The organism is Nonomuraea ferruginea (genome assembly GCF_039540635.1).
GTDB classification, from domain to species: Bacteria; Actinomycetota; Actinomycetes; order Streptosporangiales; family Streptosporangiaceae; genus Nonomuraea; species Nonomuraea ferruginea.
This window is the reverse complement of sequence record NZ_BAABFD010000004.1, coordinates 349949-370167: the sequence shown is the minus strand read 5'-3', so window position 1 is coordinate 370167 and position 20219 is coordinate 349949. Positions and strand designations below refer to the sequence as shown.

At 72.3% G+C, this 20219-nt stretch carries 19 protein-coding genes; 6 read left to right on the top strand and 13 right to left on the bottom strand.

The window, feature by feature from the left end:
- The first annotated feature begins 110 nt into the window (after positions 1–110).
- Positions 111–464, top strand: coding sequence for a DUF488 domain-containing protein (locus tag ABD999_RS10545; protein ID WP_261808945.1), 354 nt, complete (start codon positions 111–113; stop codon positions 462–464).
- A 5-nt stretch (positions 465–469) separates the two neighbouring features.
- Here ABD999_RS10545 and ABD999_RS10540 read toward each other — a convergent pair whose 3' ends face one another.
- The 3 genes from ABD999_RS10540 to ABD999_RS10530 are packed head-to-tail and all read right to left on the bottom strand — an operon-like array spanning position 470 to position 3104.
- Positions 470–877: a nuclear transport factor 2 family protein gene (locus ABD999_RS10540; RefSeq protein ID WP_271276806.1), complete on the bottom strand. Its 408-nt coding sequence runs from the start codon at positions 875–877 to the stop codon at positions 470–472.
- Positions 878–891: 14 nt separating this feature from the next.
- Positions 892–1869 carry an SDR family oxidoreductase gene (locus ABD999_RS10535; RefSeq protein ID WP_271276805.1) on the bottom strand — a complete coding sequence of 326 codons (978 nt, stop codon included), beginning with the start codon at positions 1867–1869 and terminating at the stop codon, positions 892–894.
- Positions 1866–3104 (bottom strand): cytochrome P450, encoded by a 1239-nt coding sequence (locus ABD999_RS10530; protein WP_271276804.1) that lies wholly within the window; start codon positions 3102–3104, stop codon positions 1866–1868. Before ABD999_RS10530 ends, ABD999_RS10535 begins: the two co-directional genes overlap by 4 nt.
- A gap of 120 nt (positions 3105–3224) precedes the next feature.
- Here ABD999_RS10530 and ABD999_RS10525 point away from each other — a divergent pair, with 120 nt between their 5' ends.
- Positions 3225–4397 (top strand): NAD(P)/FAD-dependent oxidoreductase, encoded by a 1173-nt coding sequence (locus ABD999_RS10525; protein WP_271276803.1) that lies wholly within the window; start codon positions 3225–3227, stop codon positions 4395–4397.
- 34 nt (positions 4398–4431) lie between these two features.
- Here ABD999_RS10525 and ABD999_RS10520 read toward each other — a convergent pair whose 3' ends face one another.
- The 3 genes from ABD999_RS10520 to ABD999_RS10510 are packed head-to-tail and all read right to left on the bottom strand — an operon-like array spanning position 4432 to position 8376.
- Positions 4432–5556, bottom strand: a complete 1125-nt coding sequence (locus ABD999_RS10520; RefSeq protein ID WP_271276802.1) for an ABC transporter ATP-binding protein — start codon at positions 5554–5556, stop codon at positions 4432–4434.
- Positions 5556–7295: an ABC transporter permease gene (locus ABD999_RS10515; protein ID WP_271276801.1), complete on the bottom strand. Its 1740-nt coding sequence runs from the start codon at positions 7293–7295 to the stop codon at positions 5556–5558. The genes ABD999_RS10520 and ABD999_RS10515 overlap by 1 nt, the downstream gene beginning before the upstream one ends.
- Before the next feature lie 49 nt (positions 7296–7344).
- Entirely contained in the window at positions 7345–8376 is a 1032-nt protein-coding gene (locus tag ABD999_RS10510; protein WP_271276800.1) for an ABC transporter substrate-binding protein, read from the bottom strand.
- Between the two features lie 292 nt (positions 8377–8668).
- Here ABD999_RS10510 and ABD999_RS10505 point away from each other — a divergent pair, with 292 nt between their 5' ends.
- The 3 genes from ABD999_RS10505 (at position 8669) to ABD999_RS10495 (ending at position 11788) form a co-directional block, all read left to right on the top strand.
- A complete protein-coding gene (locus ABD999_RS10505; RefSeq protein WP_271276799.1) occupies positions 8669–9916 on the top strand; it encodes a serine/threonine-protein kinase in 1248 nt (415 codons plus the stop codon).
- A gap of 80 nt (positions 9917–9996) precedes the next feature.
- Positions 9997–11250, top strand: a complete 1254-nt coding sequence (locus ABD999_RS10500) for a C39 family peptidase (protein ID WP_271276798.1) — start codon at positions 9997–9999, stop codon at positions 11248–11250.
- A 241-nt stretch (positions 11251–11491) separates the two neighbouring features.
- Complete coding sequence (locus tag ABD999_RS10495) at positions 11492–11788, top strand: hypothetical protein (RefSeq protein ID WP_271276797.1); 297 nt, start codon at positions 11492–11494, stop codon at positions 11786–11788.
- A gap of 51 nt (positions 11789–11839) precedes the next feature.
- Here ABD999_RS10495 and ABD999_RS10490 read toward each other — a convergent pair whose 3' ends face one another.
- From ABD999_RS10490 to ABD999_RS10470, 5 genes are all read right to left on the bottom strand, one after another.
- Complete coding sequence (locus ABD999_RS10490; RefSeq protein WP_372452394.1) at positions 11840–13099, bottom strand: NAD(P)/FAD-dependent oxidoreductase; 1260 nt, start codon at positions 13097–13099, stop codon at positions 11840–11842.
- 101 nt (positions 13100–13200) lie between these two features.
- Positions 13201–14751, bottom strand: a complete 1551-nt coding sequence (locus ABD999_RS10485; protein ID WP_271276796.1) for a PucR family transcriptional regulator — start codon at positions 14749–14751, stop codon at positions 13201–13203.
- A gap of 25 nt (positions 14752–14776) precedes the next feature.
- A complete protein-coding gene (locus tag ABD999_RS10480) occupies positions 14777–15934 on the bottom strand; it encodes an AI-2E family transporter (RefSeq protein ID WP_148035455.1) in 1158 nt (385 codons plus the stop codon).
- Positions 15935–16132: 198 nt separating this feature from the next.
- Positions 16133–16288: a hypothetical protein gene (locus tag ABD999_RS10475; protein WP_271276795.1), complete on the bottom strand. Its 156-nt coding sequence runs from the start codon at positions 16286–16288 to the stop codon at positions 16133–16135.
- Positions 16289–16332: 44 nt separating this feature from the next.
- On the bottom strand, positions 16333–16875 hold the full coding sequence (locus ABD999_RS10470; RefSeq protein WP_271276794.1) for a hypothetical protein: 543 nt from the start codon (positions 16873–16875) through the stop codon (positions 16333–16335).
- 59 nt (positions 16876–16934) lie between these two features.
- Between ABD999_RS10470 and ABD999_RS10465 the strand changes: the two genes are divergently transcribed.
- Positions 16935–17891: an NAD-dependent epimerase/dehydratase family protein gene (locus ABD999_RS10465; protein WP_148035456.1), complete on the top strand. Its 957-nt coding sequence runs from the start codon at positions 16935–16937 to the stop codon at positions 17889–17891.
- Here ABD999_RS10465 and ABD999_RS10460 read toward each other — a convergent pair.
- Together ABD999_RS10460 and ABD999_RS10455 are read right to left on the bottom strand one after the other, a co-directional pair.
- Positions 17878–18678, bottom strand: a complete 801-nt coding sequence (locus tag ABD999_RS10460; protein ID WP_219542879.1) for an IclR family transcriptional regulator domain-containing protein — start codon at positions 18676–18678, stop codon at positions 17878–17880. The genes ABD999_RS10465 and ABD999_RS10460 overlap by 14 nt on opposite strands.
- A gap of 35 nt (positions 18679–18713) precedes the next feature.
- Positions 18714–20150 (bottom strand): amidohydrolase family protein, encoded by a 1437-nt coding sequence (locus ABD999_RS10455; RefSeq protein ID WP_271276793.1) that lies wholly within the window; start codon positions 20148–20150, stop codon positions 18714–18716.
- Positions 20151–20219 lie beyond the last annotated feature (69 nt).

Below are 20219 nucleotides of genomic sequence, written 5' to 3'. Positions count from 1 at the left end.
GTACGACCCCGGCTCGATGGGACCTTCGGCACCCGTCCGTACGCCGTCCGCCCCTACCTTCTCCCGGCCACCGCGTGGTGTCCTGGCCGGAAGAGGGTAGGCGAGCAGACGTGGGATCCATCACCATCCAGCGCGTGTACGAAGACCGGCCGGCCGAGGGCGCCGTGTTCCTGGTGGACCGGGTGTGGCCGCGCGGCGTGCGCAAGGACGACCTGCGGCTCGACGGCTGGCTGCGGGACGCCGCGCCGTCGAAGGAACTGCGCCAGTGGTTCGGCCACCGGCCCGAGCGGTTCGCCGAGTTCGCCGTACGCTACCGGGCCGAGCTGGACGCCGGCCGCGAGTCGCTGCGCCCGCTGCTCGACGCCGCCGCCGAAGGGCCGGTGACCCTGCTCTACTCGGCCAAGGACACCGAGCACAACCAGGCCGTGGTGCTCCGCGACTACCTGCTGGAGCACCCCGGCTGAAGGCGTCAGAACGCGCCGTCGAGGGTGACGGAGCTCTCGTCGAACCTGAGCTCGCCGCCCTCCTCCCGGACGACGAAGCGGTAGGTCCCGGTGCACCTCGGCCGCAGCACCCCGTCGACGGTGACCATGAGCGTCAGGTAGGCGGCGACCGTCGAGGTGGCACCCGCGACGGAGGCGACGCGGACATTGGTGATCACGTGCCGCCGGGTGTCCGTCTGCCGGCCGATCGTCCCGCCGAAGTGCGCGCGGATCGCGTCGTGGCCCTCGTGGGGGCCGTGGAGCGTGCCGTCGGCGGCCTGGACGCTGTAGCGCGCCCCCGGCCAGTAGCAGGCCAGGACCGCGTCCGGGTCCTTCGTGTCGAGACCCCAGGCGAAGTCACCGAGGAGGGTGTTGAGTGCGGCCCAGTCGGGCATGGCTCCTCCCTCTGTCAGTCGCCGAGCGGTCTGAGCGTGATCGCGAGCTCGGGGCACCCTTCGGCCGCCAGGCCCGCCTCCTCGGCCTCCGGACCGCTCACGACGTCGGCCAGCGGCATCGCCTTCGAGTCGTCGGGCCTCATCCCGAACAGCCCGGGCGCCGTGGCGACGCACATCCCGTGCGCCTGGCACTGGTCCAGGTCCACTTCTATCTTGTAGGCGCTCATCAGCGTCCCTTCCTGCCGAACCTCATGGGAACTCCGCACGGCGGGTGTCGCCGCGGTCTCGCCGCCGTCGGCGACGAAGTCGGCGCCCGTGCAGAAAGCCGACTCGTCCGAGGCGAGGAACACGACCAACGGCGCGACCTCGTCCACCGACCCCTTCTTCCGCCGCAGGCTGCCGCCCGGGCCGGCGAAGCCGGCGGTCATGGGGGTCTCGACGAGGCCGGGCACGATCGTGTTCACGCGCACCCCGTACGGGGCGAGCTCGACGGCGGCGGCCTTGGTCATCCCGCGCACCGCCCACTTGCCTGCCGTGTAGCCGATGATGCCGGGGAAGCCGGTCACCCCGGCCGTGCTCGACACGTTGACGATGGAGCCGCCGCCGCCTTCGCGCATGAGGGGGACGACCGCCTTCATGCCCAGGAACGTGCCGAACGCGTTCACCTCCAGCACCCGCTGGAAGGATGCCGCGTCCGTCTCCATGAGGGCGGTCCTGTGCACGATGCCGGCGTTGTTGACCAGCACGTCGAGGCGCCCGTAGCGCCGGCGGCAGTGGTCGGTCGCGGCAGCCCACGCGGACTCGTCCACGACGTCGAGCGCCACGGACGAGGCGTGCGGCCCGCAGTCCCCGGCGACCGCCCGCGCCGCCTCGGCGGCCACGTCGGTCACCACGACCCGCGCGCCTTCGGCGGCAAGAGCCCGGCAGTAGGCCGCGCCGAGGCCCGCCGCGCCGCCCGACACGAGCGCCACCTTGCCGTCGAGCCTGCTCATGCGGCCAGGTTCACGTAGAGGTCGCGCGGGCCGCGGGTGCGCAGGCCGACGTCGACCGGCTCGGCGTCGTCGGCCAGCCGCATGCCGGGGAACGAGTCGAGGAGCAGGTTGAGCCCGACCTCCATCTCCGTCTTGGCGAGCATCGCGCCGAGGCAGAAGTGGCGGCCCGTGCCGAAGGAGAGGTGGCCCGCCGCTCCGCTGAAGGCCCGGCCCGGGTCGAGGTCGGGGCGGCCGATGACGAACTCCTCGGACCTCTCGAAGCGCGACTCGTCCCGGTTGGCCGAGGCCGCGATCAGCAGCATGGTCGACCCGGCGGGCACCTGGACGCCCTCCAGCTCGACGTCCTCCTCGCACATGCGGGTGGTGATCTGGCTGGGCGGGGAGAAGCGCAGCGTCTCGGCGATCGCCGCGTCCACCAGGGCGCGGTTGTCGCGCACCCGGGCCCACTCGCCGCCGACCAGCAGGTTCTTGCACAGGCTCCCGAACGCCTTGTCGGTCGTCTCGCCACCGGCGGTCAGCAGGAGGCTGATGTACGCGCGCACCTCGTCGTCGGTCATGCGGTAGTCGTCCACCTGGGACTGGACGAGCATCGATATCAGGTCGTCGCCGGGGTGCTCGCGACGGTACGCGATCAGCGGGGCCATGTAGCCGGCCAGGTCCGCCCTGGCCTGGAGGCCCTGACGGTGCACCTCCTCGTCGCCGGAGAGGTTGCTGACGAACGCCATGATCTTGCCGTACCACCCCGCGAACAGCTCGTGGTCGGACTCCGGCAGCCCGAGCATGTCGGCGATCACCGCGATCGGGTACCGATGCGCGAACCCCGCCACGAGGTCGACGCGCGAGCCGTCCGCGCTGTCGCGCATCTCGTCGGCCAGCCGCTGGGCGCGGCGCGGGACGATCTGCTCCAGGATCTTGCCGGCCGTGCGGTGGATGAGGGCGTGCACGCGGTCGAGGCCCTGGCCGCGGAAGTGCGGGGTGAGCAGGGCGCGGTTCTTCGCGTGCAGGAGCCCGTCCATCGACAGGACCGTCCGGCCGTGGATGGCCTCAAGGGTCCCGGTGTAGGCGCGGGTCGAGAAGCGCGCGTCCTTGTAGACCGAGGAGACGCCGCGGTACGTGCTCACCAGGAACGATCCGAGCCGCGCGTCCTGGAGGACGGGGGCGTCGGCGCGGAGTTCCCGATAGAAGGCGTGGGGATCCGCCGCGACCTCCGGATCGAGGATAGATGAGCGTGTCATGCCTGCCCCTCCGCACTGCTTACGACCAGAGCCCGGACGCCTGGGCTCCAACTATGATTATGGTAGGAATTGTTATCCTTGATATGGGCGTAAAGTCAAGACAGCACCCGAGGAGAGCAGATGCCAGGACCCGTCGTCATCGCCGGTGGTGGTCTCGCGGCGCTTCGCACCGCGGAGAACCTGCGGCGGTTCGGGCATGCCGGGCCGATCACGATCGTGGGTGACGAGCCCTGGCTGCCCTACGACCGGCCGCCCCTGTCGAAGGCGGCGCTCGTCGGCGACTCGGCGGAGCCGGCGCCGCTGCGGTCCGGCGAGGCCCTCGCCGACCAGGGCATCGAGGTGATCCGCGGCGTCCGCGCGACCCGGCTGGACGGAGAGAACAAACGGCTCGTCCTCTCCGACGGCGCCCGCCTGCCGTTCGAGCACCTGGTGGTCGCGACGGGCGTACGGGCGCGGGCGCTGCCCGCCATCCACCCCGCGCTGCCCGTGCTGACCCTGCGCACCTGGGAGGACTCCCGCAAGGTACGGGACGCCGTCCTCGCCGCGGCGCACGTCACCGTGGTGGGCGCCGGCTTCCTCGGCCTGGAGATCGCCTCGGCGGCCAGGAGCCTCGGGCGGTCCGTAACCGTCGTCGAGGCCGGGTCCGCACCGCTCTGGGCGCTGGGGCCCACCGTGGCGGAACGCGTCACCGCGCTGCACCGCCGGCACGGCGTCGGCCTCCGTCTCGGGCGTCGCATCACAGGCGCCGAGCCGGAGGCCGGCCGCTTCACGGTCACGCTCGACGACGGCGAAGCCCTGCCGACGGACGTCGTGGTCGGCGCGATCGGCGGCGTACCCAACGTCGAGTGGCTCGCCGGTTCGGGGCTGGACGCGGCCGCCGGGGTGCCGTGCGACGAGACCGGGGCCACGCCCGTCGAGGGAGTCCACGCCGTCGGCGACGTGGCGAGCATCGCCGGCCACGGGCGCACCGAACACTGGAACCACGCGGTCGCGACGGCGGTGGTCGTCGGCCACAACATCGCCCGGCCGGACGCGCCGCCCCGGCGCCTCTCCGACGTCCCGTACTTCTGGAGCGATCAGCACGGCTCCAAGCTGCAGTGCCTGGGCACCCCTGCCCCCTCGGACGACCTGCGCGTCCTGCGCGACGACGAGCACGGCTTCCTCGCGGTCTACACCAGGGACGGGATCGTGACCGGCGTCGCCGCGCTGGACATGCCCCTGGCTCTCAACCGGTGCCGGCCGCACGTGAACACGGCCTTCGACGCGACGGCCATCGGCGCGATCGTCGCGTGAGAGCGGCCGGGCCGGCATGCCGGCCCGGCGGCCCTCATGACGGGACGAGGTCACCCACCGGCACCCGCAGGCCGTCGGTCCCGAACCAGACGCAGGCCGGCCACGGCACCTCGACGGTGACCGGCTTGCCCCTGTCGAGACCCGCCGCGACGGCCGCGTCCGCGCGCGCGTTGAGCCGGACGTCGCCCAGGCTGACGCTGACGTCGTAGCTGCGGCCCACGTACACGGAGTCGGCCACGGTGGCCTGGAAACGCAGGCACGACCGGGACGTGGGGGCGGGCACGATCACGGCGTCGGACTGCCGGAACCGCACCTGGCACCCCGCCCCGAGCTCCTCCGGGAGCGACGCCGGCTCCACGGGCTCGTCGGGCGCCGCCTTGAGCCGCCACCGGCCGTCCTCGCGGACCAGGTCCAGGACGTTCGTGATACCGACGAAGTTGGCGACGTAGGACGTCTCGGGACGTTCGAAGACGTCCTGGGGTGTGCCGATCTGCTCGATCCGGCCCTTGTTCATGACGGCGACCCGGTCACCGAGGGCCATCGCCTCGGACTGGTCGTGGGTCACGTACAGGCCCGCGAAGCCCAGGCGCTGGTGCAGTTCGTGCAGCTCGTTGCGGACGCGGACCCGCAGGAGGGCGTCCAGGTTGCTGAGGGGCTCGTCCATGAGCACCAGGCGGGGCCGTGACACGAGGCCGCGCGCCAGCGCCACCCGCTGCTGCTGGCCGCCGGACAGCTGGTGCGGGTAGCGGTCGAGCAGGGGCCCGCAGTCGACCAGGTCGGCCGCCTGCTCGACCCACTTCTCCTCCTTGAGCGCCTTGGTCAGCTTGCGCACCTTGAGCGGGTAGCTGATGTTCTGACGCACCGTCCTGTGCGGCCACAGCGCGTACGACTGGAAGACCATGCCCAGCTCGCGCTTCTCCGGGGCGACGTCGACGCCCCTGCCGGAGTCGAACACCACGGTGTCCCCGAAGCGGATCACGCCCTCGTCGGCGCTCTCCAGGCCCGCCACGCAGCGCAGCGCCGTGGTCTTCCCGCAACCGCTCTGCCCGAGGAGCACGACCAGCTCGCCCTCCTGGATGTCGAGGTTCAGCCCGTCGATCGCGGTGAAACGGCCCGCTCCGGACCCGAAGGTCTTCGTCAGGTTCTCGATACCGAACATCACAAACTCTCCAATGCTTTGGAGCCCCCGAGCCGTACCGCGAGGATGACGCCCGCGGCCGTCACCAGGCACATCACCAGTCCCATGGCGGCGACCAGAGGGTAGGAAACGTTGAGCCACAGGTCGTACAGGGTCGTGCCCATGACCTGGGTCCGGGTCGACCGCACCAGCAGCGACGCGGCGAACTCGTGGGTGAGCAGGACGAAGATGAGCGCGGCCGCGCCGCCGAGCGAGCCGCGGATCATCGGGATGACGACCTGGAGGTGCGTGCGCACCGGCCCGGCCCCGCTGACCCGGGCGGCCTCCTGGTAGCTGTCGCCGAGCGACATGCGGGCCGCGAGCTGCATGCGGGTGGCGAACGGCAGCATCAGCGTCACGTAGACCACCACGAGGACCCACGGCGTGCCGTACAGGACGAACGGCGGCGCGGTGTAGGTGAACAGGAACCCGGCGCCGAACACCACCGCGGGCACCCCCAGCGGCAGCGAGACCAGGATGTCGACGATCGCGCGGACGCGGGCGTCGAGCGAGCGGCGGTGCAGGATGTCCGCCAGCACGTACCCGATCGGCAGCGACACGAGCACGGAGATGCCCGAGGCGACGAGGCTCGTCTGGACGGCGCTGACCGCCGTCGGCGTGTCCCACAGCTCGCGGAAGTTCTTGAGGCTCCACGTGCTCACGTCGATCTGGCCGGTCCAGAACGGCGACAGGGAGGCGGCGATCAGCGCCAGCAGCGGCAGCAGCGCCACGACGGCGGAGAACAGCCCGATGACGACGACCGCGGCCGGGCTGCGCCGCGCGGAGTAGCGGGAGGTCTTCCCCCCGTCGGTGACGAACCGCCGCTCCTCGCCGAGGAGCATCCGCTGCAGGGCGACGATGCCGAACCCGACCAGCAGGAGCGGGGACGCGACCGCGGCGGCGGCGCCGTAGTCCGCCAGGCCGGCGTTGGCGAAGAAGTACACCTCGGTCGTCAGGACCTTGACGTTCTTGATCGAGCCGAGCAGCAGGGGCGCCGTGAACTGGCCCAGGCCGAGCAGCAGCGCCACCGCGCCGCCGTAGATGAGCGAGGGCCGCACGACGGGCAGCAGGATGCGGAAGAAGACGCCCACCGGCCCGTCCCCGGCCGTGCGCCCGGCCTCGACCAGCTCGTAGTTGACCCGCAGCAGGCCCGCCCGCAGGAACACGTACACGAACGACGTCAGCCCGAGCGCGGTCAGGAACACGATCCACGGGACGGTGAAGACGTCGATCGGCCCGGTGTCGCCGCCGGTCCAGAAGGGCAGCGACCGGATGAACCGGTTGACCGTGCCGGAGTTCGGGGCGAGGAGCAGCCCCCACCCGATCATGCTGGCGACCGGCGGCACCACGATGGGCAGGATCGGGAGCGACGCCATCCAGCGCGCCCGGGGCGGCAGCTGGATCGAGTACCACGCCAGCACCGCCCCGAACACCAGCCCGATGACGAGGGAGCCGAGGCCGAGCAGCAGCGTCGTGAGGATCGTGCGCGCGATGTCGGCGGTGCCGAAGCCGCGGGCGTAGCCGGCGCCGCCGTCCGCCAGCGCGAGAAGCTGCAGGCGGACGAGGGGCGCCAGCACGAGGTACCCGATCACGATGATCGCGGCGATCGGCAGGGCATGGCGGCGCAGCGCTCTCCGGCGGGAGAGGCCGGACCTGGTCCCACCCTTCGGGTCCGTGCCGCGCCGGGCCGCCGCCGGCGGCGCCTCACTGATGCTTTTCACTACTACGGCCTCCGATGGAGCGGACTGGTGGAGAAGGGAGAGACGGGCGTCAGCGACCGAAGGTCTGCTTCCACTCGCTCTGCGCCGACCCGAGCCAGCCGGGCTTGGTCGCCCGGGTGAGGTCGAGCAGGGTGAGCTCCTTCGGGGCCTCGACCGCGCCGGCGACGTTCGGCAGGACGCTGAGGTTGTCCTTGGCCAGCGACTCCTGGCCCTCCGCGGACGCCATGAAGTCGAACAGCACCTGGGCCGCGTTCGGGTTGTTCGACTCCTTGAACATGTAGCCCAGGTTCATCGGCGCCCAGCCGGGGTCGGGCATGAGCCAGTCGATGGGACCGCCCGAGGCCTTGATCGGCTTGACCGTCGAGTTGGCGCCCCACAGGGCGATGGAGATCTCGCCGGACAGCAGCGCCTCCTGCAGCGGGACGGCGCTCGGGTAGAACTTCGGCTTGAGCGCCGCCAGCTTCGTCAGGTAGTCGGCGCCGTAGGTGTCCTCGAGCCAGGCGTACAGGTCGGCCATGGGAGCGGCCAGGTTGTCCACGAGCCCGAGCTGGCCGCCGCCGTACTTCGGGTCGACGAGACCCTCGTAGGTGGCCGGCGGGTCGGTCACCTTCTCCGTGTTCCACGCGATGCCGAGCGCGGTGAGCGCGGACGTCTGCAGGACATCGTCGATCAGGTAAGGGGTGCCCTTCCATTCGGGACCGGCGCCGTTGGGGCCGACTGGCTCGGCGAAGAGCCCCTCGTCCGCCTTGGTCTTCGCCCACTCGTAGTTGACGTGGTTGACGATGTCGGCCCCGAGCGACCCGGACTTGAGCTCGGCGTCGAGCTTGGCGCTGACCTCAGGTCCGACGATGCGCGTGATCTTGAGGTCGATGTCCGGGTACGTCTTCTCGAAGCGGGTCTCGAGCTCCTTGTTCACCTCGGGGAGCAGGGCCGAGTACAGCGACACCGTGCCCTCTTCAGACGCCTTCTTCAGGACCTCGTCCCAGGTCGAGGCCGCCGTCGACATGCCGCCCCCGCCAGGGGCGGCCGCCTGGCCGCCGCACGCCGCCAGCAGTGCCGCCGCGACCACTGCGATGCCCACTCGGGTGGTTCTTCCCACTGATCCAAATCCTCTGCTCGTCAGCCTGGCGGGCAGGGTAGACAACCGTGCCACAGGCCCGTCTTTAGGCGAATCATAGGGATGATTATCAAGCAGGACAAGGGACAGTATGCGGTTAATGGTATGCATGGATCAGCGCGGCCCGGGGCCGATTCCGGCAGAGTCGGGGCGTACGGGTCGGAGGGCCCGTCCAGGGCGTCCATGACAACGATATTCAAACGGAGTCCGGAGGACGCGTTGTGTGGGGCGGCGACGGTCGGGTAAGTCTGCTGCCATGCTCGACGCGCGCGACGAGGGACGGTTACTGACCGGACGCTACCGGCTGCGGTCCGAGCTGGGCCGGGGCGGCATGGGCACGGTCTGGCGGGCCTACGACGAGCTGCTCGACCGAGAGGTGGCGATCAAGGAGCTGTCCATCCCGGCCTCGCCGCCCGAGCACCGCGACGTCCTGATCGAGCGCACCATGCGGGAGGCGCGCATCGCCGCCCGGCTCCACCACCCGCACATCGCCGCCGTGTACGACGTGGTGCTGGCCAACGACCGGCCGTGGATCGTCATGCAGCTGGTCCGGTCGCGGAGCCTGGCCGACGAGATCTACGACCGCGGCGCGCTGGCGGTGCCGACCGTCACCCGGATCGGGCTGGAGGTGCTGGCCGCGCTGCGCGCCGCGCACGCCGCCGGGGTGCTGCACCGCGACGTCAAGCCGGCCAACATCCTGCTCACCGCCGACGGCCACGCCGTGCTCACCGACTTCGGGCTGGCCACCACGCTCGACGACGACTCCACGCTCACCCAGCAGGGCATGGTGATGGGCACGCCCGCCTACCTCGCCCCCGAGCGCGCCTCCGGCGAGCGGGCGACCGCGCTGTCCGACGTGTGGTCCCTGGGCGCCACGCTCTACACCGCCGTGGAGGGGCGGGCGCCGTTCGCCCAGGGCGGCAGCCGGGCCGACACGCTCAACGCCGTGCTCACCCGCGACCCGGCGCCCTTCGAGCAGGCGGGCGAGCTGGCGCCGGTCATCACGGCGATGCTGACCAAGGACCCGTCCGAGCGCGCCGACGCCGCGCGGGCGCAGGAGCTGCTGCGGCAGGTGCCCGGCCGGTCCAAGCGTGCCAGGACCCGGCCGTTGACCGCGGCGACGGCGCCGAGGGCCGCCAGGGCCGGGCGGCTGATGGCCTCGCGGTGGCGGGAGGCCGCCGCGGTCGCGGCCCTGGTCACCACCGTCATCGCCACCGTGTCGCTGAACTCGGCGTCCGCGCCGCGCCGGCACGCCCACCCGATGCCGCAGCCGACGGCCGACGCGCCCAGCGGTGTCATGAGGGCCGAGCCCTCGTCGCGGCCGCGCGCCGGAGAAGCCCGCGAGCAGGGCGTCCAGGTCCGCACGGAGCACACGCAGCGCACCGCCGTCACCGGACACACCACGTCCCCCGCCAGACGGGCGGCCGACGGTTCCGGCCGGGCCCGTACGAAGACGCCCGGCAACTCACAGCCCCAGGGGAAGGCCAAGGGTCACTACAAGTGACTACGTAGATTCCCCGATGCGTGACCCGGGCGGCGCGCCTACTGTCGGCTGACCAGGCCGCGTCCGACGAAGGTGGGTCCATGCGCACGCTGACCGCGTTCCTCTCCACCGTCCTCCTTGCGACCGCGCTCACGGCGCCCGCCGAGGCCGCCCCGAAGAAGCCCGCCGCGGGCGCCGCCGACGTGGTGTTCGACCGGGCCGACTTCGCCGCCGGCACGCCCGAGGGAACCAGCGCGGGCGACGGGCTCGCCTTCGCCACCGCCGCCGGCACCACCTCCTACACCGACCGCCTCGGCACCAGGACGTGGGAGTACGCCCGCTGGACCGGCCCCGAGCGGCCGCTGGAGTTCACCGCCACCGAGCTGATCGCGTCCTGGACGGCCGACGTCCCCGCGGGCAGCTGGGTGCAGGTCGAGGCGCGCGCCCGTAACTCCTCCGGGCTGACGAAGTGGTACGTGCTCGGCCGGTGGGCCTACGGCGAGGGCGACATCGACCGCACGTCGGTGCCGGGCCAGGGCGACGACGACGCCCGGGTGGCCGTCGACACGCTGGTCGCGGCGGAGGGCAGGCAGATCTCGGCCTACCAGCTGCGCGTCACCCTCTACCGCGCGCCCGGCTCGTCCGTCGTGCCTCGGGTGCGCACGCTCGGCGCCATGGCCTCCAACGTGCCCGACCGCAAGACCGTGCCGGTGAGCCCCGGCGGCGGCGCCTGGGGCTCCGAGCTGGACGTGCCGCGCCGCTCGCAGAGCGTCCACTCCGGCCACTACCCCGAGTGGGACGGCGGCGGCCAGGCCTGGTGCAGCCCCACCTCGACCACGATGGTGCTCGGCTACTGGGGCCGCTGGCCGAGCGCGGAGGACACCGCCTGGGTCGACCCGTCGGATCCCGATCCGGAGGTCGACCACGCCGCCCGCCACACCTACGACCACGCCTACCAGGGCGCCGGCAACTGGCCGTTCAACACCGCCTACGCGGGCCGCTACGGCATGGACGGCTTCGTCACCCGGCTGCGCACGCTCACCGAGCTGGAGAAGCTGATCACCGCGGGCATCCCGGTCATCACCTCGCAGTCGTTCAAGAAGAACGAGCTGCCCGGCGCGGGCTACGGCACGAACGGCCACATCATGGTCGTGGTCGGCTTCACCGCCGATGGCGACGTCATCGCCAACGACCCGGCCTCGGCCACCAACGCCGCCGTCCGCCGCGTCTATCCTCGGGCCGCCTTCGAGAACGTCTGGCTGCGCGGCTCCAGCAGCGGCGGCGTGGTCTACGTCATCCACCCGCCGGGCCACGACCTGCCCGCGACCACGCCCGGCCTGCCCGCCAACTGGTGATGTGTGGATGCGTAACGTCCGTGGACAGGGTGGATCATGGTGTTCGGGCCGTCTTCCCGTTCCCGTGGGGTTCACACCGCTATGCCCGAGAAGCCCCGCCGACGTGACGGAGATTTGAACCTCTTCGGCCCTGCCAGTCCCCCGCTTCGCGCGCCCAGGGGGACAGCATGGCTACGCGGCGTGAACGCGCCGTAACGAAAGGTGCGATACAGCCAAGTATCGCCTCGTTCAGGAGGTTTTCATGCTCAAGCGGACCCTCATCTCGCTTGCCGTTCCCGCCATGCTCGCCACCGGGCTCCTCGCGATGGGCGGGAGCGCGAGCGCCGCCACCGGCGAGCGCTTCGAGTGCCAGCTGCGCACCGTCGACAACGGCAACGCCTCGCTGGCCACCTGCCGCAACCGGGGCGACTACGTCCACTGGATCCGGTGCGACAGCGGCACCCGGATCGTGGAGGTCAGGGAGGAGTTCACCGGTCGCCGCCACGTGCTCGACTGCCCGAACGGCTACCGGCTGAGGAACCAGTCCATCGGCTTCTGAGCCGAAGCAGGAAAGGCCACCGCCTCCAGGGGCGGTGGCCTTTCGCGTGTGTCAGCGGGTGGGATCGAACTCGCGCAGGATCGCGGAGGTCTTGCCCGTGGTGATCTGCTCGGCCAGCATGCGGCCGGTGGCCGGGCCGTGCGTGACGCCCCACATGCCGTGCCCGCCCGCCACGTAGACGCCGGGCACCCGGGTCGCGCCGACCAGCGGCTTGCCGTCGGGGGTGACGGGACGCGCGCCGACCCAGGTGTCGGTCCGCTCCTCCCAGCGCACGCCGGTCATGAGCGGCCGGGCCGACTTGATGATCGCCTCGACCCGGCGCTCGAACAGCGGCGCGTCCGCGTCGCGGAACTCCATCGTGCCCGCCACCCGCAGCTTGCCCTGGTACGGGGTGCAGGCGACGCGCACGGCCGCCAGGTAGAGGGGGCTCGGCACCGGCTCGTCGGTCGGCACCGTGAACGAGTAGCCGCGCCCGGCCTGGACGCGCGTCCGCACGCCCCACTCCGCGCCGAGCTTGTTCAGCCAGGCGCCGGTGGCGAGCACCACGGCGTCGGCCTTGACCTCGTCGCCCGCGCCGGACCGGACCACGTGCCCGCCGGCCTCGGACGTCACACCGGTGACCCGGAAGCCCGGCCGGATCTCGCCGCCGCGCGCGGTGACGGCGGCGGCCAGGGCGTGCGTGAACGCGCCGGGGTCGATGTAGCGCTGGCCGTCGAGCCGGACACCGGCGGTGGCGCCGGCCGAGAGCTGCGGCATCTGCGCGCGCAGCTCGTCACCCTCGAACGCGGCGTAGCGGATCTCCAGGCCGGAGTCGTTGATGCGGCGCAGCTCGTGCAGCAACGAGACCGCCTGCTTCTGGGTCTCGAACGCCGCCATGATCGGCGCCTCGATGGTGGGAGCCTCGACGCCGTTGCCGGTGAGCACGTCGAACGCTTCCAGGCACTCCTCGTTGAACGGGAGGTTGGCCCGCACGGCGCGGCCCCACGAGCGCCAGTTGCAGTGCAGCGCGAACCGGGTCAGGAACGACCACAGCCCCACGTCGGGGGTCACCGGGACGTGCAGCGGAGCGTTCTTGTCGAGCAGCGAGCGCAGCCCGTAACGGAGCACGCCGGGCTCGTTGAGCGGAATGGCCAGCCCCGGGGACAGCCAGCCCGCGTTGCCCCATGACGCGCCCGCGGCGACCCCGTCGCGGTCGACCACGGTGACCTCCACGCCGCGTTCCTGCAGGAACCAGGCGGTGGACAGACCCACCACACCGGCGCCGATCACCACAGCCGTACGCGGCCCACCGTCGATGCCCATTGCTGCCATCCCCTTCCTCAGATAAGGGAAGGATTACCGGTACGCGAGCAAAAGGCGCTGTGCTGGGAGAACAACCGCCCAACGCCTCTTTGTCCATCGGCGACAAAGGCTCAGCCCTGGTGGAGCGCGAGCCCGATGATCATGGCCAGGCGCTTCTCCGGCCGGTCGAGCTCCAGGCTGGTGACGGCGGCCATCTTCCGCAGCCGGTAGCGCACCGTGTTCGGGTGCACGCCGAGCCGGGTGGCCACGGCCGCGAGGTCGCCCTGCGCCTCCAGCCAGGCCCGCAGGGTCTCGACGTAGCGGGTGCCGTGTTCGGTGTCGTGGCGGGTCAGGTCGGCGACGGGACCGCGGGCCGGGGTGCGGCCGGAGGAGGCGGCGGCGCGCAGCCGCTGGAGCAGGATCTCGTCCCACGACTCGTCGTACACGACGGGCCCCGCGGGCACGGCCGCGCGCAGGGCCAGGCTCTCGTCGGCCTCCTGCCTGCTCGCGGGCAGCTGCGCCGGCTCGGCCGGCCCGCCCACCCCGGCGGGCACGATGACGCCGCGCGGCAGCACGGACACGATGGCGCGCACCCAGTCGCGGGCCGGGGCGGCGTCGTTCCCGCACGGCAGCACCGTGTAGAGCGTGTTGCCGAACAGCGCGCTGCGGCCCGGCCGCGACCAGCCGAACCCGGTGGTCGCCCGCTCGAACGCGGTGAGCACCGCCGCGTGCCGCTCCGCGCCGACGTGCGCCTGCAGCGCGATCACCCGGAACTGGCCGCCGGGCAGCCCGAGCCTGCTGATCAGCGCCGGGGCGTCGGTGGTGCCCTCCACGAGCTGGATCACCAGGTCGGACTCCACCTGGCGTTCGAGGTCGGCGCTCACCCGGGAGCGCAGCAGGTGGAGCGCCACGGCCCTGGCCCCGTCGGCCAGCCGGTCGCGCTGCCGCCCGGCGAGGGGACGCTGGCACTCGACCCAGATGGACCCGAGCAGCTCGCGCCCGGCCCGCACCGCCACCACCATGCGGCCGCGCAGCCCGTGTTCGGGCGACGGCTCCACGAACAGCGGCTCGTCGGAGGCGGCCAGGTGGGAGAAGACGCCCTTGCCTTCCAGCAGCCCGCGCATCTCCTCGGGCACCCGCCGGCCGAGGATCGTCTCCAGCCGCACCGGGTCGGCGGTCTGCTGCGAGCCGGAGTAGGCGAGCACCCGCGACATCTGGTCCTCGACGGTGACCGGGTAGCCCAGCTCTCCGGCCAGCGTGTCGGCGAACGCGAACAGGTCGGTCGGGCCCCGGCCCGCCTCGGTCTCACGCCCTTCGAGCACCAGCCCGTACACGATCCCGAGCAACTGGCTCCATGACACGGCCGGGTCGACCAGCAGCACCGCGACCCCCGCGGCCCGGCCCTCGGCCGCCGCGTCGTCGCCGTCGCCGCCGTCGCTGCCGCTGTCGCTGTCGCTGTCGCGCACCAGCACCGCGGCGGCCCGCGCGGCGGCGCCCAACCGCACCGCCTCCGGCGCGGACCCGACCCCGACGGCCAGGAAGACGTCGCCGGTCGCCGGTCGCGGATCGGCCGGGTCGTGGACCACCACGCTGCGCAGCGGCACGTCCCGGGAGGCGGGCGCGCACACCAGGCGCGTCCCGTATCCACCGAGGACGTTCACCAACCGATCGAGCTTCAGCATCTCCGCCGAAGCGTACCCGGCCTGGTCAGCCCGGTTGCTTCTGGCCGGCGGGCGGTTCCTTCGGCGGTTCTTCGGGCTGGGGGGCCTGGACCGGTGGTTCGAGCTTGTGGCGGGTGCCGAAGGTGTCCAGCAGCGCCAGGAGCATCGCCACCGTCGGGATCGCCAGCAGCGCCCCCGTCACGCCGAACAGCAGCGCTCCGGTGATCGCGGCCGAGAACGAGACCCCGGGATGGATGTCCACCCCCCACGCGCTGATCCTGGGCTCCAGGGTGAGGTTCTCCACCTGCTGGTAGAGGATGCCCCAGGCGAGCGCCGCGAGCCCGATCCACGGCCGGTCCGAGACCAGCCCGACCACGACGGGCAGCGCGATCGCGATGTACGTGCCGATGGTGGGCACGAACTGGGCCACCACCCCGGTCCACACGCCCAGCGCGAGCCACGACGGCATGCCGAGCGCCAGGAACACGATGGTCGAGGCGGTGCTGTTGATCAGTGACAGGATCACCCGGGCGGCCACGTAGCCGCCGGTCTTGGCCAGCGAGATGTCCCACACGCTGGTGAAGACCTGCTGGAAGCGGCCGGGCAGCCGCCGCGCCAGCCACTGGCGGGCGCGCGGCCCGTCGGCCGACAGGTAGAAGGTCAGCAGCATGAGCGCGAAGATGTTGAACACCATCCCGGCCACGGTGCCCAGCACGCCGAGCACGCCCGCCAGGACCCCCTGCGCGTATCCGGCGGCCTCCTGGGGCGTCAGCTTGACCGATTCCAGGATGTCGGAGACGTTGTAGTTCGTCCCGAACTGCCGGTTGACCCACTCCGTCGCGGCGGCCAGCACGTCCGGCAGGCCCTTGACCAGCAGCGCCACCTGCTCCACGAAGAGCTGCCCGAACAGCACCAGGAAGATCGCGGCGAACAGGCCGAGCCCGGCCATCACCACCGCGGCCGCGGCGCCACGCCGCATGTGCCGCGCGAGCCTGCCCACCGCCGGCTCCATCGCCAGCGACAGGAACCAGGCGATCACGACGAGGAAGAGGAACGAGCCCGCGTCGGTCAGCACGAACCGCAGGAACATCGCCAGGGCCAGGACGCCGACGACGACGAGCGCGGCCCGCCAGACGTTCCCCGGCGAGAACAGCACCCGGACGGTCGCCGCCGGCGCGGGCTCCGCCTTCTTTCCCGTCGTCATGGACCCTCCCGCGTGCGTCTCCGCCTACGATCTGCCAGGAACATGCCGTTTTACGCGGCTTTCACACCTGGCGGCACGCGTGATCGTCCGTCCTCGCAGGCAGCGTGGCAAGAACCGGTCGGGCGGTTCCCGAGGCGAACGCCGGGGCGGCGGTTCAGCGCGGTTCTCGGGCGGCCGGTGAAGGCGGCCCGCCGGCCGTCACTCGAAGTCGTCCGGGTTGAGCTCGGTGAGCCGGCGCAGCTCGTGCTCGTCGATGCTGTCCTCGATCCCGGGAGTGGCGCCCGCCGGGCGGGGCGAGGTCTCCGCCGCCTCCCTGATGTCGCGCTCGACCTCATGACCTGGTTGCTCGCTCATGTTCTCCCCCTTGTCCCCCGTCCCCTGACCCCGGGCGGGTCACCTCAGACGGGCTGCACCTCCGGACTCGGCACGGTGACCGCCCCCTCGCCCGCGGGCCGAGCGGCACGCCGTCCCAGCGCGTCGCCGGCCCACGCCGCGCCGCCGCCGATCGCGGCACCCGCGAGCGCCACGCCGAGCTGGGTGGCGATCTTCGTCCCGGTACGGGCCGGCGGCGGCTCGGCGGTCCGCCGCCACGCGTAGAGCCAGCCCGCCTGGGCGGCGGCGTCGATCAGGTACGTGGGCGGGACCCGGCCGGTGAACACGTTGATCAGGTCCAGGCGCAGCTGGGTCAGGGCCGCCGAGGTGCCGAGGCGCTTGGCGTACGGCAGCCCCTCCGGGCGGGCGGCGGCCCGCAACTGGTTGAGCCCGACTCCGACGAGCAGACTCCCGACGGTACGGACCAGGAACCGGTCGGTCTTGGCCCCGTACACCTTCTCGTAGCTGGACATGGACAGTGAGGGCCAGAGCCCGCACGCCATGTTGAACAGTCCTTGCGCACGCGCCAGCCGGACGGCGTCGGCCCGGCGGCTGCTCCTTTCGGCCATGTTCCCGCGGCTGCCCTCGCGGGATGTCGGCAAACCGGGCGGCGTTCTAAGCTTGCGCCATGCGCGTAGTGGTGATCGGTGCCAGCGGCCACATCGGCACCTACCTGGTTCCCCGGCTCGTCGAGGCGGGTCACGACGTGGTCGCCGTGAGCCGCGGCACGCGGCGGCCCTACACCCCCCACGGCGCCTGGCAGCGGGTCACCACGGTGACCGCCGACCGGGCGGCCGAGGAGGCGGCCGGCACGTTCGGCGACCGCGTCGCCGGGCTGGAGCCCGACGCGGTCATCGACCTCATCTGCTTCGAGGAGTCCAGCGCCCGCCACCTGGCCGACGCGCTGGCGGGCCGGATCCGCCACTTCCTCCACTGCGGCACGGTCTGGGTCCACGGCCCCAGCGTCCACGTGCCCACCACCGAGGACGCCCCGCGCCGGCCCTTCGGCGACTACGGCGTCAAGAAGGCCGCGATCGAGGCCTACCTGCTCGACCGGGCGCAGCGCGACGGCTTCCCCGCCACGGTGATCCACCCGGGCCACATCGTCGGGCCCGGCTGGGTGCCGGTCACGCCGGCGGGCAACGTCAACCCGGTCACCTTCCAGATCCTCGCCGACGGCGGCGAGCTGGCGCTGCCCAACCTGGGCCTGGAGACCCTCCAGCACGTCCACGCCGACGACGTGGCCCGGCTGTTCATGGCCGCGCTCGCGGGCCGCTCGGTCACGCTCGGCGAGGCGTTCCACTGCGTCGCCGACTCCGCGGTCACGCTGCGTGGCTACGCCGAGACGGCGGCCGGCTGGTTCGGGCGGGAGGCGCGGCTGTCGTTCCTGCCGTGGGAGCGGTGGAAGGAGACCGTTTCGGCCGAGGACGCCGACGCCACCTGGGACCACATCGCGCACAGCCCCCACTGCGGCATGGAGAAGGCGGCGCGGCTGCTCGGGTTCCGGCCGCGCTACTCGCCCTTCGAGGCGATCCGCGAGTCGGTCGACCGGCTGGTCGGGGAGGGTGTCGTCAAGACGCGGTGACCTGCGGCACCGCCGCATACTGCGACCAGTCGGCGCTGATCGCGCCGGCGGTCTTGAGCAGCAGCGGGAGATGCTCCTCGGTGAGCTTCTCCACCGAGGTCTCGGCGGCGTGCGCGTTGACGTTGACGGCGGCGATCACGTTGCCCATGCCGTCGCGCAGCGGGGCGGCCACCGACCTGATGCCGAGCGCCAGCTCCTCGTCGGTGAGCGCCCAGCCCTTGGCCCGCACCGCGCGCAGCGCGCTCTCGCGCTCCTCGCGGCCGGGCCGCCAGCGCGGCGTGATGCCCGACCGGCTCGGCTCGGCCAGCACCCGCTCCACCTCGGCGGGCGGCAGCGCGGCCAGCAGCACCTTGCCCAGCGAGGTCTGCAGCGCCGGGAACCGGGTGCCGATCTGCACCGAGAGGGTGACGATCTTGGGGACCGCCACCCTCGCCACGTACACGATGTCGGACCCGTCGAGCTGGGCGATCGACGACGACTCGTGCGTCCGCGCGACCAGCCACTCCAGGTGGGGCCTGGCGACCTCCCAGAGCCCCATCGAGCGCACGTACGACACGCCCAGCTCCAGCACCCGCGGCGTGAGCGCGAACCCGCCCTGCTCGGCCCGCGCGTAGCCGAGCTCGCTCAGCGTCAGCAGGATGCGGCGGGCCGTCGGCCGGGCCAGCCCGGTCGCGGTCGCCACCTCGGTCAGCGTCATGACGGGCCGGCCGGGCTGGAACGCCTTGATCACGTCGAGGCCGCGGGCCAGCGCCTCGATGAAATCGGGTCCGGTGTCAGCGCGTGCCATCGACGCCTCGCTCAGCAGGTCTCACGGGTAGGACTTTAACGGTCGCGCGTGGCGGAGCTTCGGTAGTCGGTGTACGTGTACGGGTTGTCGAGGATCTTCGTTTCCGTGATGTCGGGGTTCATGCCCTTCAGCCAGGTTTCCTCCCCCATGGTGGAGCGCAGGTACTCGACCGTCGACTCCACCTGGCGGCGGGCCGCGGCCAGGTCGACGCCGACCAGCTCGTGCTCGTGCTTGACCACCCGGCCGTTGACGACCACCGTGTGCACGTCGCCGCGCTGCGCCTGGAAGGCGACGTGCCCGTACGGGTTGAGCAGCGGGAACGACACCGGCGACCGGTCGTTCTTGATGAGCACCAGGTCGGCCTTCTTGCCGGGCTCCAGGCTGCCGAGGTCGTCGCGGCCGAGCGCCCGCGCGCCGCCCCTGGTCGCCCACTCGACGACCTGGTCGGCGCGGAGCGCGCAGTGCGTGACGGTGTCGCCCTTGGCGTGCGCCTCCAGGTGGGCGCGGGAGCGGTCGGCGCCGAGCGTGGTGCGCATGGCGGAGAACAGGTCGCCGCTCCACCAGACGCTGGTGTCCATCGACAGCGAGACCGGGATGCCGTGCAGGCGGATCGCCCAGGTGGGCGGGTAGCCCTGGCCGGCGCTCTGCTCGCTCTCGGTGGACACCGAGATGGAACCGCCGGTGGCGGCGATGCGGTGGTAGGAGTCGGGCTCCAGCGTGGCGGCGTGCACGTAGACGGTGCCCGGGGTCATGAACCCGTGCTCGTACATCTGCCTGATGCCCTCGTCACTGGTGGCGCCCCAGACGCCCGCGTGGGTGGTGACGGAGACGCCCAGGTCGCGGGCCACCTCGAAGGCGGGCTTCTCCGGGAAGGCGGGGTCGCCCACCACGTCGAAGGCGAGCTGGAAGCCGAGCATGTCGTCGCCGGTGATGCGGCGGCTCACGAAGTCGCGGAACTCCGGCGCGGCGGTCCACTCGGCGGGCGGCGCCTGGATGTTGCCGTACGCGAGCACGAACCGGCCGGGCACCGACTGGAGCGCGTCCACGGCGGCGTCGGCGTGGTCGACGGTCTGCAGGCCGTGCGACCAGTCGACGACCGTGGTGACGCCGGCGTCGATCGCCTCGATGGCGGCGAGCGTGTTGCCCGCGTGCACGTCCTCGGGGCGGAACAGCCTGCCGTGTTCCAGGTAGTACCAGACGAAGTACTGGGTCAGCGTCCAGTCGGCGCCGTAGCCGCGCATGGCGGTCTGCCACATGTGCCGGTGGGTGTCGATCATGCCGGGCATGACGATGCCGTCGGTGGCGTCGATCTCGATCGTGCCGTCGGGCACCGCGAGCTCCGGCCCCACGGCGGCGATCCGGTCGCCCTCGACGAGCACGTCGACGCCGGAGAGCACCTCGTGGCCGTCGGTCATCGGCAGCACCGTGCCGCCCCGCAGCACCACGGGGCGTCCGGCCTCGAATTCTGTCATGGTGGACTCCCTCACCCCGAATTCTGCGTACGACTGTCCGTCATACGGTCACCGCTGGTTAAGGGACAC